Source organism: Lactococcus formosensis, assembly GCF_018403745.1.
Classification (GTDB): domain Bacteria; phylum Bacillota; class Bacilli; order Lactobacillales; family Streptococcaceae; genus Lactococcus; species Lactococcus formosensis.
Genome location: NZ_BOVP01000008.1, coordinates 12,378 through 28,227, shown reverse-complemented (window position 1 = coordinate 28,227; position 15,850 = coordinate 12,378). Strand labels below are relative to the sequence as shown.

Below are 15,850 nucleotides of genomic sequence, written 5' to 3'. Positions count from 1 at the left end.
AGAAGAAGACTAGGAGCTTTTTTATTTTAATCTTGGAGAGATCTGATTCCGATGGATTGTTTTTGAGCCCCAATAATGAGAAGCATAGCAAGGAGGACAATAACAATCCCTGCAAGTGGTGTATAGATAACACTACTTGCTTTCGCTACCTCGCCACCGGCAAATGAACCGAGAGTAATACCGATGTTAAAAGCTGAAATATTAAAAGCTGAAACAAGAGTAATATCTTGAGGAGTGAATTTTTCAGCCAACTGCACGACATAAAGTTGTAAACCAGGGACGTTCATGAAGGCAAATAAACCGAGTAAAAGCGTTGCGAGCAACCCCAGCCACTGAGATGCCATTGATGCTGCAACAAAAAGAATAAGCAAACTTACAGTCAAAGCACCAAACATTTTGAGTAATACAGGTAAAATCTTTTTATTTGAGTAATGTCCACCGATAGTATTACCGATTGCTACCATTATACCGTAAGCGACCAGAACGACAACAACAGTACTTGAGCTGAAATTAAAGGTATCTTCTAATAAAGGCGCTAAGTAAGTATAAGCAGCAAACGTGCCTCCATAACCAAAAGCAGTAATGAAGAAAGAGGTCATAATATATTTATTGCGGAAAATTCTTGCAAAGCCACTTAAGTTTACTTTACCTGGAATAGGGAGATTTGTTGGAATTAAAAAGATGCTCGCTAATAATCCAATCAATCCAATTACGGCAATAAAGATAAAGGATATATGCCAGGTTGAATGTTGCCCGATGAAAGTTCCTAAAGGAACGCCAATAACCGTTGCTACAGTAAGCCCAGTAAACATTAAGGCAATAGCAGAAGCACGTTTTTCAGGGCGAACAACATTTGCGGCAATAAGTGTTGACACCGACATAAAGATACCATGTGCTAACGCTGCTAGAATACGTCCAACTAAGAGCAGGAGGAAAGTTGGAGCAAAAGCGGATAAGAGATTTCCGCTAATAAAGAGAAGCATAATAGCTAACATTAATGAGCGACGATTCCATGTGCCTGTAACAATCGTAAGGAGAGGTGCTCCAAGAGTTACGCCTAAAGCGTATAAAGAAACGGTGAGGCCTGCTTGAGATAAATTGATATTAAAAGTGTTCACAATCATCGGCATAAGACCAACACTGATGAATTCTGTTGAGCCTATGGCAAAGGCATTGATGGCTAAAGCCAATAAGGTCAGGCTTGGTGAAATTTTTTTCATAAGGGTTCCTATTTTTTAAAAGTTAAATGTTTCTGGATCTGGTCCTACACGTAAGTTTTCGTCAAGACCATCTAAGAGTTTCATGTCATCTTGATCCAGAGAGAAATCAAATACATCACGGTTGGCACGCATACGTTCTGTTTTGACAGATTTCACGTTAACCAAGATGCCTTGTTCTAAATGCCAACGAAGTATAACTTGTGCTGTTGATTTATTGTACTTTTGAGCAATTGTTTTAATTGTTTCATTGTCTAACAGTTGTCCTTGCATCAATGGCGACCAAGCTTGTACTTTAATATCATGTGCTTCTAAAAAGTGACGCAGTTCTTTTTGAGCAAGTTTAGGGTGGAGCTCGATTTGATTTACTGCAGGGACAATTTGTGCATAGGTAAAGAGACGCTCTAAGTGATGTTTTTGGAAGTTACTTACACCGATAGCCTTGATACGTCCATCTTTATAGAGGTCTTCCATAGCTTTCCAAGAAGCTTCAAACCCATAATCAGTACCTGGCCAGTGGATAAGATAAAGATCAAGGTAATCCAAGCCCAATTTTTCTAAACTTGTTTCAAAGCTTTGAATGGTTTCCTCATAAGAAAGGTTGCTGCCCCATAGTTTTGATGTGATGAAGAGATCTTCGCGTGTAAGATTTGTGTCTTCAAGGCCAGTCTTAATCCCTTGTCCTGTGCCTTCTTCGTTACCATAAATTTGGGCAGTATCGATCAAACGATAGCCGTTGATGATTCCATTTTTTACGACTTCGGCAGTTTCCTCATTTGAGATTTGGAAAACGCCTAATCCTAATTCGGGGATATGTGTTGTATTGTTAAGTTTCATTGTCTTTTCTCCTTAGGTTTTCTTTTGACAAAAAATAGTATATAATAAAAATAACTTGTTGAATAGTACCTACTTTTTTGTCATATACATACAAAAAAGTAAGTTTTGCTTGAAATAAAGGGTTTAGAGAGGAGATTTTTTTTGGAAAAAACTTATAATATAGGTGTGGAGGCCACAATGGACGTTATTGGTGGGAAGTGGAAATCTATCATTTTGTGTAATCTGAGACACCAACCACGCCGCCCAGGTGAACTTAAACGAAGTATTCCAGGGATCAGTCAAAAAATGCTTACACAACAATTACGTGAATTAGAGCTGGATAATATCATTGTCCGCACCGTTTACAATCAAGTGCCGCCAAAAGTAGAGTATTCACTTAGCCCGTATGGTGAAAGCTTGAATAATATTTTGGATAGCCTATGTTCTTGGGGTGAAGATCATGTACGCAATCTCAAAGCCCAAGGAGACGATGTTTGTATCTTGGAAGAAGATGAGATTAAGGCTTGAGGTTGAGAAGATAAGAGAGAGAAACATGTACACACCAAATTTTAAGAGTATACACCATATTGCTATTATAGGGAGTGATTACGAAGAATCACGACACTTTTATGTAGATATTCTGGGATTTCCAGTAATCAGAGAAAGCCATCGTCTGGATAAAGGGGATGTGAAAATCGATCTCCAAATGAATGACAGTACCGAAATAGAACTTTTTATCAAAATGGATGCTCCTGAGCGGGTCTCGTATCCAGAGGCGAAAGGCTTACGTCATTTGGCAATACAGACCGATAATATTGAAGCAGATATGGCTTACTTATCGGATCAAGGGGTTAAAGTTGAAGAATTGCGCGTGGATGAGATTACCAATAAGAAGATGGTTTTCTTCTATGATCCTGATGAATTACCGATAGAATTACATGAATAGAAAAAATTCCAGTGTGTACGCTGGTATTTTTTCTTTATAAATAGGAGAATCCTTGGATTTTAGTGGTCCAATTATAGGGAAATTATGTTAAAATTGGGATATGATTAATCTGAAAATTGGACAAAAAATCCCACTCAATATTGAGCGTATGGGTATCAATGGCGAAGGAATCGCCTCTTACCATGGCCGCTTAGTATTTGTGCCTTATGCACTGCCTACAGAAGAAATTTTGGCAGAGATTACAGAAAATGCCCGTAATTTTTCACGCGCAAAAGTTGTCAAGATAAATAAAAAGTCAAAATACCGTGTCAAACCCGAAGATCGTGTTTACCATGAGCTTAGCGGTTCGCATATCATGCACCTTGCTTATCCGCAACAATTAGAGTTTAAGCGTGATTTGCTCCGCCAATCTCTCGAAAAATACCGTCCAACAGGTTGGAAGAAGTACGAACTTCTACCAACACTTGGTATGGAAAATCCTTTGCGTTACCGTAATAAGTTGCAATTTCAAGTGCGCCGTCTAAACAATGGCGATGTTATTGCTGGCTTATACAAAGAAGGCACACATCACTTGGTGAATTTAGAAAATTGTTTGGTGCAAGACGAAGTCATCCAAAATATCGCTAATCGTATTTGTCGCTTGATTGAAAAATACAATTTGCCTGTGTATGATGAGCGTAAAGTCATGGGGATTCGCACCATCGTTGCGCGACGCAGTCAAAAAACAGGTGAAGTCCAAATTATTTTCGTGACATCCGCACGTATCAGTTTAGATGGGCAGGTTTGGCCTGCACCACGTGAAGAGCTCTCAAAACGTCAACGCAAAGACTTGGTGAAGATGGATAATATTTTATCTGACTTGACGGAAGAGTTCCAAGAGATTGTTTCTGTATCAGCCAACTTCCATCCGAAGAAAACCAGCGAAATTTATGGTGACCGTACACAGATGCTTTTTGCGGAAAAAGAAACGATTACCGAAGGCGTTTTGGATTATGACTTTGAGTTGTCACCACGTGCTTTTTATCAACTCAATTCAGAACAAGCTAATGTGCTCTATGGTGAAGCCGTACGCGCGTTGAATCCGAAAAAAGACGACCGTGTTATTGATGCCTACTGCGGTGTCGGCACTATCGGTTTTGGTGTGGCTAAGAAAGTTAAGTCGGTCCACGGAATGGATATTACGCCAGAATCTATCGCAGATGCTAAAGCCAATGCAAAACGTCTTGGCTTTAAAAACTGCCACTATGAAGTAGGTAAAGCAGAACGTATCATTCCTAACTGGTATAAGTCAGGCCATAGAGCCACAGCCCTTATCGTTGATCCACCGCGTACAGGATTGGATGATGCTTTGTTGGAAACAATCACCACTTATACACCAGAAAAACTGGTTTATGTGTCTTGTAATGTTTCGACTTTAGCAAAAGACTTAGTAATCCTTTCGCAATTTTACAGCATCGAATATATCCAATCTGTCGATATGTTCCCACATACAGCACGTACTGAAGCGGTAGTAAAAATGCGTAAACTTGCCCAACCTTTAGCAGCACCTTTTCGTGCAGAAAAAACCAAGCAAGGATACGACAAGCCACGTAGAAAAAGAAAATAAAATAGGGCGTTTAGTTTGAGCGGAGAGGAAAAGCATGATTTATTTAAGAAAGGCAACCAAAGCGGATGTTATAACCATTATGCCGATTATTGCTCAAGCGCGAGAATTTCTGGGCAAATCCGGGAGTGATCAATGGCAAGCTGAGTATCCTGCACAAAGTGATATTGAAAATTTCATTCAGGAAGATGTCGGTTATGTTTTGATTGTAGATGAAAAAGTTGCAGGCTTTTGTGCGATCATTACTGGCGAAGATACGCAATATACGAAAATTTATAATGGCAAGTGGTTAAATGATAGCTTAGACTATGTCACTGTCCATTGTTTAGCACTGTCTGACCAATACCGTGGTCTGGGTCTGACAAAATATCTTTTTTCAAACATCTTTACTCTGATGCAAGCACGCGGATATAAGGACTTTCGCGTGGATACGCATCCAGCTAATGCAGTGATGCAGGCAGTCTTTGAACGTGAGGGCTTTGAAAAGCGCGGTATGGTTTTCTACGAAGGAGATCGCTTCGCTTATCAACTCCTTTTAGGAGAATGAGATGAATAAAGAAAACTGGCTAGCGTTTTGCTTAGCGCTTGGTCCAACTTTTGCAGATACACCTTTTGCAAAGATGGAAAAAGGGCCAGCGACGATTGTAGTGAAGCATCTAAAAAATAAAAAATCTTTTGTCTACATCTCGGAGCGTGAAGGCGAGCTTGTTTTGGCTGTCAAAGGTTTACCTTCAGTCAATGAGGAACTGCGTGAATCTTTTGACTCAATACGCCCAGCCTGGCACATGAATAAAACACACTGGAATGACATTCATTTTGGTGGTGACGTTTCAGAGAAACAAGCGAAACAGATGATTGAGAACAGTTATCATTTAATCAAACCAAAAAGAGAATAAAAATGGAATATAAAGAAAAATTTTTAAAAGATTTTAGTGAGTGGGTGGACCAACAGGTTCAACTTTCAGAAATTGCAATGAAAGCCGCAGAAAAAATTGCGCATGAAGATAAAAAAATTGAAGCAAAAGAAGCAGCTATTCGTTATGAAAGTCGTCTCGATGCCTATCAATTTATTCAAGGGAAATTTGAAAACTATAAAGCAGGTAAAGATTTCCACGACGTACCAGACTTAGGTACCAAAACTTTTTAAGTAGTAAGGAGGGTTTTATGAAATTAAATCCTATGGTTGGTAAACAAGTGCGAGTAACTGCTCTCGTATAAGTTTACCGCTAAGTTAACAATATTCTCACTTAGCGGATAGTTAAGGAGAAAAAATGAAAGCATACGAATACAACAGAATAAAATATCTTACCTTTGATCTCATCAATGTCTACCATTCGGTTAATGATAAAGCCACAGTAGAAGCAGTTTATGCTCAAACTGTAGCTGAAATAGAAGAGCTCTCGAAAGCAAAAGAAGTCGGTCTCTTTTTAGAGAAACTTGTGGACAGTAAAATAACCAAGGAGCAAGCAGAACGCGAATTGCTTTACTTGAAAGATTTAGTTGAAGCTTTTGTCTTGCCATCTGAAAGCCAAATTAAAAAGATTTTTAAGAAGGTCAAAAAGCTTAAAGTTCCAGCGCAAGCATCCTGGGATATGAAAGAACTCACCTATTTTGCTTGGAATGAGATTTCCAGTCAGCGCAAGTATATCGTGACAAGTGACGGACGGGGTTTTTATGGAACGACATCAGGAAGTATAAAAAATATTTGTGCGATTTGTCAAAAAACAAGCCAAGTGACACAATTTTTAGCCACCACTAAAAGAGGTTCTGATGGTACCTATACTAAGAACGGAACATATATCTGTGTTGATAGTGTGAACTGTAATCGACAAATGCAAAAAATAGAAGGTTTAGAGCATTTCTTAGAAATAATCAAAGAACGCTGAGCGACCTTGCAAAAAACTGACAAATCTGATAGAATAAAAACACTAAATGAGGAGTAACAAGCCTAATCTTTAAGAGAGAAATCGGTCGCTGTGAGATTTCAGATGAAGCTTGTGAAGGTTGCATTGAAGTCAGTTAAATAAAATTAAGTGTCTGCTTTTAAAAGCAGGAATTTAGGTGGTACCGCGCGTGAGCGTCCTATTTTGGATGTTTAGGTGCGGTATTTTTTTATTGACATACTCTTGAACTTCTCCCTCGACATTATTAACTGTTTTCATACCGAAAGGAAAAATAAATGACAGAAGAATTATCAACAAAATTTAACCCTGCTGAAGTCGAAGCAGGACGCTATGAAAAATGGCTCGAACAAGGTGTTTTTGCACCTTCAGGTGACAAAAAAGCAAAACCCTACAGTATCGTTATTCCGCCACCAAACGTAACCGGTAAGCTCCACTTGGGACATGCTTGGGACACAACCTTGCAAGATATTATCATCCGTCAAAAACGTATGCAAGGTTTTGATACTCTATGGTTGCCAGGTATGGATCACGCAGGTATTGCAACGCAAGCCAAAGTGGAAGCGCGTTTAGCTGAAGATGGTATCTCCCGTTATGATTTAGGCCGTGAGAAATTCTTAGACAAGGTTTGGGAATGGAAAGACGAATATGCTTCAACTATCAAAGAACAATGGGGTAAAATGGGTATCTCTGTTGATTATAACCGTGAACGTTTTACTCTAGACGAAGGTTTGTCTGCTGCAGTCCGTAAAGTTTTTGTTCAACTTTACAAAAAGGGCTGGATTTACCGTGGTGAGTTTATCATTAACTGGGATCCAAAGGCCATGACTGCGCTCTCTGATATTGAAGTTATCCATAAGGATGTCGAAGGTGCCTTCTATCACATAACTTATCCTTTGGCGGATGGTTCAGGTGCACTTGAAGTAGCGACAACACGTCCAGAAACTTTCTTTGGAGACACCGCTGTTGCTGTTAACCCAGCAGATGAACGTTATGCCAAATACATTGGTCAAAGTGTTATTCTCCCTATCATTAACAAAGAAATTCCTATTGTTGGTGACGAGCACGCAGATATGGAAAAAGGGACAGGTGTGGTTAAAATTACCCCTGCCCATGATCCTAACGACTTCTTGGTTGGTCAACGTCATAACTTGCCACAAGTTAATGTAATGAATGCTGATGGTACAATGAACGAGCTCACAGGCGAGTTTAATGGTATGGATCGCTTTGAAGCCCGCGAAGCCATCATTCAAAAATTGGATGAGCTCGGCAACTTAGTTAAAGTTGAGAAGATGATGCACTCTGTTGGGCACTCAGAGCGTACAGGTGTAATGGTTGAGCCTCGCTTATCGACACAATGGTTCGTTAAGATGGAAGAGTTGGCTAAAAATGCAATCGCAAATCAAAAAACAGAAGATGCGGTTGAGTTTTATCCTCCACGTTTTAACGACACATTCCTCCAATGGATGGAAAACGTACACGACTGGGTTATTTCACGCCAACTCTGGTGGGGACATCAAATTCCTGCATGGTACAACGAAGCTGGCGAAATGTATGTCGGCGAAGAAGCACCAGAAGGTGAAGGATGGGTACAAGATGAGGACGTACTTGACACTTGGTTCTCCTCAGCCTTATGGCCTTTCTCAACTATGGGCTGGCCGGATGAAAAGGCAGAAGACTTCCAACGTTACTTCCCTACATCGACCTTGGTTACGGGCTATGACATTATCTTCTTCTGGGTTTCACGTATGATTTTCCAATCCCTTGAATTTACAGGAAAAGCCCCATTTAATAATGTGCTTATCCATGGATTGATTCGTGATGAAGAGGGACGCAAGATGTCCAAATCTTTGGGGAATGGTATTGACCCAATGGATGTGATTGAAAAATATGGTGCCGATGCCTTGCGTTGGTTCTTGTCCAATGGTTCAGCTCCAGGGCAAGATGTGCGTTTCAGCTACGACAAAATGGATGCAGCTTGGAATTTCATCAATAAGATATGGAATGTTTCACGCTATATCTTGATGAATGCAGGAGATATCACATCAGAAGAAATTTCTGCTCATCTTGACCAAGTGGCAGCGAAAACAGCAGGTAATGTTACCGATCGCTGGATTCTCACACGTTTGAATGATACAGTTGCACGCGTTACTGAACAAATGGATAAATTTGAGTTTGGTGTTGCAGGTCATATTCTGTATAACTTCATTTGGGATGAGTTTGCTAACTGGTATCTTGAGTTGACCAAGGAAGTAATGTTTGGCGATGATGAAGCAGAAAAAGACATTACACGTTCAGTGCTTGTGCATGTCCTTGATCAAGTTCTCCGTCTCTTGCACCCAATCATGCCTTTCTTCACAGAAGAAATCTTTGAAAAACTTCCAACAGCTGAAGGCAAATCTATTGTGGTATCTGAATATCCAGAAGTACGTCCGGAATTTGATGATGCAGAAGCAGGTGATGGAGTTGCCATGCTCATTGAAATCATTACCGCTGTACGTAATATCCGTGCAGAAGTGAATACACCTTTATCAAAGGCCGTGCCAATGATGATCAAATCAGACAAAGAAGCCTTCCTGAACAAGGTGGCACCTTATATTAAACGCTTCACTAACCCAAGCGAGTTAACTATTGCAGCGGATGTAACAGCGCCAGAACAAGCCATGTCAGCAGTAGTTACTGGTGCAGAAATCTACCTTCCATTAGCAGGATTGATTAATATTGAGGAAGAAATCGCTCGTCTTAATAAAGAATTAGACAAATGGCAAAAAGAACTTGATATGGTTAACCGTAAGCTTTCTAATGAAAAATTTGTGGCAAATGCCAAAGCAGAAGTTGTAGATAAAGAACGTGCTAAACTAGCAGACTATCAAGAGAAGTTTGAGAGCACTCAAGCCCGTATTGAAGAGTTACAAAAATAGTCGATGAGTCATGGAAAAGTTCCTAATTGTGGGAACTTTTTCTTTTTGGTATAGATAGCTTTACAATATCTTAAATTTTCATTTCTTGTTAAAGCTGTGAAAAAGTGATAAAATAAACAAAGAAAAAAACTCTAAGGAGAGATATAAGATGGCACATATTAAATTTGACTATTCTAAATTGAAACCATTTGTGGCTGATAAAGAACTTGACGAAATTCAATGGCAAGTTGACGGCGCAGATAAACTTCTTCGTGAAGGAACTGGTGCGGGTTCTGACTTCATCGGTTGGTTAGATCTTCCAGAAGACTATGATAAAGAAGAGTTTGCTCGTATCCAAAAAGCAGCAAGTAAAATTCAATCTGATTCAGAAGTTCTTATTGTTATCGGTATCGGTGGTTCATACCTTGGTGCCCGCGCTGCAATTGATTTCTTGAACAATAGCTTTGTTAATCTTCAATCAAAAGAAGAACGTAAAGCACCACAAATTCTTTATGCAGGAAATTCAATTTCTTCAAGCTACCTCTCAGACTTGGTAGAATATGTTGCAGATAAAGATTTCTCTGTTAATGTTATTTCTAAATCAGGGACAACAACTGAACCAGCAATTGCTTTCCGTGTCTTTGAAGAACTTTTGGTTAAAAAATATGGCCGTGAAGAAGCAAATAAACGTATCTATGCAACAACAGATAAAGAAAAAGGTGCGGTTAAAGTTAATGCTGATGCAAACAACTGGGATACTTTTGTTGTTCCAGACTCAGTTGGCGGACGTTTCTCAGTTTTGACGGCTGTTGGGCTCTTGCCTATCGCAGCATCAGGTGCTGATATCACAGCCCTTATGGAAGGTGCTAACGCAGCGCGTAAAGAATATACAGCTACAGATGTACGTGAAAATGATGCTTATGCCTATGCAGCACTTCGTAATATCCTTTACCGCAAAGGCAAACTTTCAGAAATCTTGATTAACTATGAGCCATCATTGCAATACTTCTCAGAATGGTGGAAACAATTGGCTGGCGAATCTGAAGGTAAAGACCAAAAAGGTATTTACCCAACATCAGCAAACTTCTCAACAGATTTGCACTCATTGGGTCAATTTATCCAAGAAGGTACACGTTCTGTATTTGAAACAGCTATCCGTGTTGAAAAACCACGCAAAAATATTAACATCCCTGAGCTTGAAGCTGACCTTGATGGTCTTGGCTACTTGCAAGGTAAAGATGTTGACTTCGTCAACAAAAAAGCAGCTGACGGTGTTCTCCTTGCCCACACAGATGGTGACGTACCAAACATGATCGTTACTTTGCCTGAGCAAGATGAATTCACTTTAGGTTACACTATCTACTTCTTTGAACTTGCAATCGCAATCTCTGGTTACTTGAACGGTATCAATCCGTTTGACCAACCAGGTGTTGAAGCTTACAAACGTAACATGTTTGCGCTTCTTGGTAAACCAGGATTTGAAGAATTGAGTGCCGAATTGAACGCACGTCTTTAATCAAAAATGAGATAAAAACAAAAGCCACAGTTCATTGAACTGTGACTTTTTTATGCTTATGGGCGAAGAAGGCACAGTGTGCTATAATAGAGCAATGAGAGTTGTAGCAGGAAATTATGGTGGTAGACCACTCAAGACATTAGCAGGTAAAACAACACGTCCGACGACGGACAAAGTCAAGGGCGCGATTTTTAATATGATAGGTCCATATTTTGAAGGCGGTCGGGTCTTGGATTTGTTCTCAGGTTCAGGCTCACTTGCTATCGAAGCTGTCTCACGTGGGATGGACAATGCTGTGATGGTTGAGAAAGACCGTTCAGCGCAGCTGGTGATTGCAGAAAATATTAAGATGACCAAGGAAGAGAAAAAATTTCAACTTCTTAAAATGCCAGCAGAGCGTGCTTTAGCTCATCTTTCGGGACAGTTCAACTTAGTTTTGTTAGATCCACCTTATGCGAAAGAAAGCATTGTTGCTAATCTAGAACAAATGCAGGAAAAAGACTTGTTGGCAGATGATGTCATCGTTGTTTGTGAAACGGACAAGGACGTAGATCTTCCAGAACATATTGGTCAGTTGTCTATGAGTAAAGAAAAAGTATATGGAATTTCAAAGGTAACCATCTATGAAAAATAAAATCGGTTTATTTACGGGCACTTTTGACCCAGTCACAAAAGGTCATCTTGATATCGTTGAACGTGCCAGCAAGCTTTTTGATAAGCTTTATATTGGCATTTTCAAAAATGAAGCTAAAAATCCTTTGTTTAGTTTAGAAGAGCGTGTAGCCCTAATCGAAACAGCCTTAACAGATTTACAATTAACTAATGTGGAAGTGATTGCACATGCGAATGATTTAACAGTAAATATTGCGAAGCGATTAGAAGTGACGGCACTTGTACGCTCAGTTCGCAATGCGGCTGATTTAGACTATGAGAAAAATATGATTTACTTTAACCGTGAAATGACGGGGATGGAAACCATCTTACTGACTGCAAAACCAGAACTCGAAAATATTAGTTCTACCCGGATGCGTGAACTTTATCATTTTGGTCAAGATCTAAGCCAATGGTTACCTGCAAATGTTATTGAAGCACTGAATGAGAAAAAAGCACATGAAAAATGAAAAAATAAAAAAGCATAAAAAACTAAAGCTATTCTTTGCCGTCGCGCTACCGCTTCTTGTTATAGTGGGGTTGTTCTTCCCCTTACCTTACTATATCGAGCAACCAGGAGGAACGATTCCAGTTAACCAAATGGTTGATGTCGCAGGGAAAAAAGATGAGCATAAAGGCAACTTTTATTTAACGACAGTTGAAATGGTTCGCGCCAATGCAGCAAGTATGCTTTATTCCAAGTCGAACTCTTTTGCTACTGTTGTGAGTAGTGAAGAGATGACAGGCGGGATGACCAACCGGCAATTTGATTTGGTTAATCAGTTCTATATGCAGACAGCGCAAAACACGGCTATTTATCAGGCCTTTAAGTTGGCAGGGAAGCCTTATGAGATGAAGTATCAAGGTGTTTATGTTTTGAGCATTACTGAGGATTCGACATTTAAAAATGACTTACAACTTTCGGATACGATAACAGCAGTTAATGGTCGTACTTTCAAATCTTCAACTGAAATGATTGACTATGTGTCTCAACAAAAAGTTGGGGGTAGCGTTACTATCAATTATACACGCGTAGATGGCAGTAATCATGAAGCCACAGGGAAGTATATTAAGCTGAGTAATGGTAAGACGGGGATTGGTATTGGTTTAGTAGACCACACACAAGTTGTGACAGACCCTGAAGTTAAAATTGATGCCGGAAGTATTGGCGGACCGAGTGCTGGTATGATGTTTACCTTGGAAATATATAGCCAAATTACAGGCAAAGATTTACGTCAAGGACGCGAAATTGCAGGTACTGGAACTATCAATGAGGATGGCAGCATCGGGCAAATAGGTGGCGTCGATAAAAAAGTTGCTACAGCAAGTAATGCGGGTGCAAAAATTTTCCTTTGCCCAGATGAAACGGAAGAACAGACAAAGGCTTCTGGTACAACAAATAACTACACGGATGCGCTTGCGGCAGCTAAAAAGTTGAATTCAGATATGAAAATCGTACCTGTAAAGACGATTCAAGATGCAATAGATTATCTCGAAAAATAAAAAAAGCTGTAATTTACAGCTTTTTTTATGCTTAATATTGATCTTGTAAGAGTGTTTTAAGCTCAGAAATACTTGGTTGGCGGGGATTGCCAGGTGTGCATTGATCATCATAAACAAGGTTTGCAAGCTTATCGAGTTCACGCTCCAAGTGGTTTTTATCAACACCATTTCCTGATAGAGTGACGTCGATATCGATGCTGTCCGTCAATTTTTTAATTTCCTTAATAAGTTTGTCTACGAGTTCCGCATCATCTTTACCTGTAAGACCAATATAACGCGCAATTTCAGCGTAATCTTCTTGGGCACGGTAAATCTCATAACGTGGGTATGGTGTACGTTTAACGTTTCCTGTTACAGCGTTAAATTTAATGACGTGAGGCATAGCGATAGCGATAGCTAAACCATGTGGTAATTCAAACTCACCACCCACTTTGTGGGCTAGGGAGTGATTAATACCGAGAAATGCATTAGCAAAGGCCATACCAGCTAAGGTTGCTGCATTATGCATGTTTGCGCGTGCGACTTGTCCTTCTTTGGAAGGTTGAGACGGATCATAGTGGTATGAGGTTGTCAAATTATCAAAAATTAACTTAATGGCACGAAGGGATAATGGTTTAGTATAATCCGAAGCCATGACTGAAACATAGGATTCGAGCGCGTGACTGAGGGCATCAATACCTGACCAAGCCACAGTACGTTTTGGCACGGTCATAACAAACTCAGGGTCAACAATAGCTACTTGAGGTGTAAGTTGATAATCAGCTAAAGGATATTTAACATGGGTTTCATCATCAGTGATAACAGCAAAGGGTGTTACTTCAGAACCTGTACCAGAAGTGGTCGGGATACATACCAATTGCGTTTGATCTTGATGCGGGAATTTGACGATACGTTTACGAATATCGATGAATTTTTGCGCCAATTGCTCAAAGAGAGCTTTTAATGCAACGTCATCATCGAGGTCAACCTCTCCACGGACAGAGTATTCATAAATCAAGCGGCCAATTTTTGCTGCATCAAGCGGAGAACCACCGCCGAGTGCGATAACTGTATCAGGTTTGAAATCTGCCATTTGTCGTGCAATCTCAATGGCTTGTGAAAGCGTTGGATCAGGTTTTACAGAACCATATATTGAAGTTTGCACTTGCGTTTCACGGACAGCCAATTGCTCAAGCATGTGATCGACAAATCCGAATTGTAACATACCGTGGTCTGTAACGACAAAGGCACGTTCGATATTGGGCATTTCCTGTAGATAAGAGATAGAGTTGTTTTCGTAGTAAATTTCTTTTGGCAGACGAACCCATTGAGGGCGATTACGACGACGTGCCACTGTTTTAATATTCAATAGATCATATGTACTCAAATTGTGTGAGATTGAATTTTTCCCCCATGAACCAGTTCCTAAAGTCAGTGATGGACGCATTGCATCAGTATAGATGTCACCAACGCCACCAATAGAATCTGGTTGATTAACTAAGATACGTGCGGCACCAATAGCATCAGCATATTCTTTCACGAACGGATCGTCTTGTGCACCTATCTGGATAGCCGCGTTATGTCCAGCACCTTGATAAGCTAAGAGTTTTTGAACGATTGTAGTACCATTTTCACGAGAGGTAGATTTGTAGATTGACAAAAGCGGGCTAAGCTTTTCAGAAGAGAGAGCTTCACCAATGTTTTTTTCATCCAATTCAAAGAGAAGGACATCTTTACCTTCAGGTACTTTTACCCCTGCTTGTTCAGCAATCCATGGGCCAGGGCGACCGGCAACCGGACCAGTTACTCCGAAGCCTTCACCGGCACGCTCAACGAAAACAAATTTTTCAATGGCTGGATAATCTTCCTTTGGAACATTGTAAGCACCGTGAGCTTGAAGTTTTTCGAGGAATTCATCGTAAATTTCTGCAGCAACTACGGCAGAGTTTTCGGTAGCGCAAATCATGCCATTATCAAACCGTTTAGAAAGTAGGAGGTCTTCAACTGCACGATCCACATTCGCGGTAGCATCAACGAAGACGGCACCATTACCTGCGCCCACTCCTAGTGAAGGATTGCCCGATTTGAGCGCTGCATTAACCATACCTGGTCCACCTGTAGCTAGGATAGAAGCAATGCCGTGGTTTTGGATAAGTGCAGTAGTGTTGTACAGGCTTGGATCTTCGACCCATTGGATAAAGTTTTCGGGCGCCCCAGCTTTCAAGGCAGCTTCGTAGACAATACGCGCAGCATGAGAGGAACAATTTTGAGCTTGAGGGTGAAAGGCGAAAACGATAGCATTTCGTGTTTTTGCTGTTAAGAGTGATTTGAAAATTGTTGTAGAAGTAGGGTTGGTAGTTGGTACGATTCCTGCAAGCACACCTAAAGGGGCTGCAATTTCTACTGAACCAGCAACTTTGTTCTCGCTAATTACTCCTACTGTTTTGTCATTTTTAATTGAGTTATAAACAGATTCTGAAGCAAAGCGATTTTTAGTATCCTTATCCTCAACTATGCCTCGGCCTGTTTCATTATGGGCTTCGTGCGCGAGTTCAAGGGAATGTTCACTTGCTGCTAAAGCCATTGCTGCGACAATTTTATCTACTTGCACTTGTGTGTAGCCTTCAAATTGTAAAGCAGCTTGATGTGCTTTTTTGACAAGACCGTCTGTATATTGCTCTGCTTTTTTCGCAAGCGCAACTTTATCATCGGCTGTTAGTTCTTTTTTCGTATTCTTGCTTGACATATTTAAATTTCTCCTTTGTGAAATTTATCACGTTATCATTCTAACAAACTTTGAAAGTGCTGTCAAATAATA

Annotated in this window: 15 protein-coding genes and 1 other annotated feature; of the genes, 12 read left to right on the top strand and 3 right to left on the bottom strand. The window is 40.2% G+C overall.

Features of this window, described 5'->3' with window-relative positions; all coding sequences use genetic code 11:
- Window positions 1–26: 26 nt before the first annotated feature.
- Window positions 27–1,220, bottom strand: coding sequence for an MFS transporter (locus KJS37_RS08860; protein ID WP_213496948.1), 1,194 nt, complete (start codon window positions 1,218–1,220; stop codon window positions 27–29).
- Window positions 1,221–1,235: 15 nt separating this feature from the next.
- On the bottom strand, window positions 1,236–2,054 hold the full coding sequence (locus KJS37_RS08855; protein ID WP_213496946.1) for an aldo/keto reductase: 819 nt from the start codon (window positions 2,052–2,054) through the stop codon (window positions 1,236–1,238).
- Window positions 2,055–2,195: 141 nt separating this feature from the next.
- Between KJS37_RS08855 and KJS37_RS08850 the strand changes: the two genes are divergently transcribed.
- The 12 genes from KJS37_RS08850 (at window position 2,196) to KJS37_RS08795 (ending at window position 13,053) form a co-directional block, all read left to right on the top strand.
- Window positions 2,196–2,561, top strand: a complete 366-nt coding sequence (locus KJS37_RS08850) for a winged helix-turn-helix transcriptional regulator (protein ID WP_096368950.1) — start codon at window positions 2,196–2,198, stop codon at window positions 2,559–2,561.
- A 25-nt stretch (window positions 2,562–2,586) separates the two neighbouring features.
- Window positions 2,587–2,979: an SMU1112c/YaeR family gloxylase I-like metalloprotein gene (gloA2, locus tag KJS37_RS08845; protein ID WP_165714008.1), complete on the top strand. Its 393-nt coding sequence runs from the start codon at window positions 2,587–2,589 to the stop codon at window positions 2,977–2,979.
- Between the two features lie 100 nt (window positions 2,980–3,079).
- Window positions 3,080–4,585, top strand: coding sequence for a 23S rRNA (uracil(1939)-C(5))-methyltransferase RlmD (gene rlmD / locus KJS37_RS08840; protein ID WP_213496944.1), 1,506 nt, complete (start codon window positions 3,080–3,082; stop codon window positions 4,583–4,585).
- Window positions 4,586–4,619: 34 nt separating this feature from the next.
- A complete protein-coding gene (locus tag KJS37_RS08835) occupies window positions 4,620–5,129 on the top strand; it encodes a GNAT family N-acetyltransferase (RefSeq protein WP_213496942.1) in 510 nt (169 codons plus the stop codon).
- Between the two features lies 1 nt (window position 5,130).
- A complete protein-coding gene (locus KJS37_RS08830) occupies window positions 5,131–5,478 on the top strand; it encodes an MmcQ/YjbR family DNA-binding protein (RefSeq protein ID WP_165712276.1) in 348 nt (115 codons plus the stop codon).
- Between the two features lie 2 nt (window positions 5,479–5,480).
- A complete protein-coding gene (locus tag KJS37_RS08825) occupies window positions 5,481–5,729 on the top strand; it encodes a DUF1912 family protein (protein WP_003133144.1) in 249 nt (82 codons plus the stop codon).
- A gap of 124 nt (window positions 5,730–5,853) precedes the next feature.
- Window positions 5,854–6,468 carry a FusB/FusC family EF-G-binding protein gene (locus KJS37_RS08820; RefSeq protein ID WP_213496940.1) on the top strand — a complete coding sequence of 205 codons (615 nt, stop codon included), beginning with the start codon at window positions 5,854–5,856 and terminating at the stop codon, window positions 6,466–6,468.
- Window positions 6,469–6,501: 33 nt separating this feature from the next.
- Window positions 6,502–6,670, top strand: a binding site (T-box leader).
- Window positions 6,671–6,761: 91 nt separating this feature from the next.
- The gene (locus KJS37_RS08815; protein WP_213496938.1) at window positions 6,762–9,404 is read left to right on the top strand and encodes a valine--tRNA ligase; all 2,643 of its coding nucleotides are present in this window, start codon (window positions 6,762–6,764) and stop codon (window positions 9,402–9,404) included.
- Window positions 9,405–9,552: 148 nt separating this feature from the next.
- On the top strand, window positions 9,553–10,899 hold the full coding sequence (locus KJS37_RS08810; RefSeq protein WP_003133148.1) for a glucose-6-phosphate isomerase: 1,347 nt from the start codon (window positions 9,553–9,555) through the stop codon (window positions 10,897–10,899).
- Window positions 10,900–10,993: 94 nt separating this feature from the next.
- Window positions 10,994–11,533, top strand: coding sequence for a 16S rRNA (guanine(966)-N(2))-methyltransferase RsmD (rsmD, locus tag KJS37_RS08805; protein WP_213496936.1), 540 nt, complete (start codon window positions 10,994–10,996; stop codon window positions 11,531–11,533).
- Window positions 11,523–12,020 (top strand): pantetheine-phosphate adenylyltransferase, encoded by a 498-nt coding sequence (coaD, locus tag KJS37_RS08800; RefSeq protein ID WP_165714786.1) that lies wholly within the window; start codon window positions 11,523–11,525, stop codon window positions 12,018–12,020. Before rsmD ends, coaD begins: the two co-directional genes overlap by 11 nt.
- A complete protein-coding gene (locus KJS37_RS08795; protein ID WP_213496934.1) occupies window positions 12,010–13,053 on the top strand; it encodes a SepM family pheromone-processing serine protease in 1,044 nt (347 codons plus the stop codon). The genes coaD and KJS37_RS08795 overlap by 11 nt, the downstream gene beginning before the upstream one ends.
- Window positions 13,054–13,084: 31 nt before the next feature.
- Here the strand turns inward: KJS37_RS08795 and adhE are convergent, their stop codons facing one another.
- Window positions 13,085–15,778, bottom strand: coding sequence for a bifunctional acetaldehyde-CoA/alcohol dehydrogenase (adhE, locus tag KJS37_RS08790; protein ID WP_213496932.1), 2,694 nt, complete (start codon window positions 15,776–15,778; stop codon window positions 13,085–13,087).
- Between the last annotated feature and the right edge of the window lie 72 nt (window positions 15,779–15,850).